The sequence below is a fragment of the Microcella pacifica genome (genome assembly GCF_009371975.2).
GTDB classification, from domain to species: domain Bacteria; phylum Actinomycetota; class Actinomycetes; order Actinomycetales; family Microbacteriaceae; genus Microcella; species Microcella pacifica.
Genome location: NZ_VIKT02000057.1, coordinates 1 through 790, shown reverse-complemented (window position 1 = coordinate 790; position 790 = coordinate 1). Strand labels below are relative to the sequence as shown.

1 protein-coding gene is annotated in these 790 nt (G+C 64.4%); it reads right to left on the bottom strand.

The annotated features are described in order from the left end of the window. Positions 1–790: IS3 family transposase (locus tag FK219_RS13315; RefSeq protein WP_152584348.1), on the bottom strand; the 790-nt coding region annotated here is incomplete at both ends.

Here is a 790-nt window from a genome sequence, read left to right as displayed (position 1 = left end):
TGTAGGTGCGTTCGATCCAGGTGACGATCGCGATGCGCAGCTCGTCGCGGGTGGCCCAGGAGCGGCGGTTGAGGACGTTCTTCTGCAACAGCGAGAAGAACGATTCCATCGCGGCGTTGTCTCCCGCAGCGCCGACTCTGCCCATCGATCCCACCATGCGGTGGCGGCTGATCGCTCGGAGGAATTTCCGGCTTCGAAATTGGCTGCCTCGGTCGCTGTGGATCACGCAGCCGGCGACGTCGCCGCGCATCTGAACGGCGTTCTCCAGCGCTCTGACTGCCAAGCTCGACTTCATCCGTGAGTCGATCGAGTAGCCGACGATCTTGTTGGCGAACACGTCCTTGACCGCGCAGAGGTAGAGCTTGCCCTCACCGGTGCGATGTTCGGTGATGTCGGTCAGCCAGAGCCGGTTCGGGCCATCGGCGGTGAACTCATGCCGGATGCGCCCGGTCTCGTCCACGACCGCGCAAAGGTCGTCGTGGACTGGCGGGCCTGCCTTCTTGCCGTTCCTGCTGCGCTTCTTTCCGAACGCGCTCCACCAGCCGTTGTCGCGGCAGATCCGCCACGCCGTCCGATCAGCCATCGACTCTCCGGCGTCGCGAGCTTCATCGGCCAGCAGCCGATGCCCGAATTCCGCGTCATCCTGGTGAGCATCGAACAGCGCGTTGGCGCGATACGCCTCCACCCGATCAGCGTTCGTGATCGGCTGCTTCAGCCATCGGTAGTAGGGCTGGCGGGAGAGCTTGAGAACCCGGCACGTCACCGTCACGGGTATCCCGTCAGCGGCGAG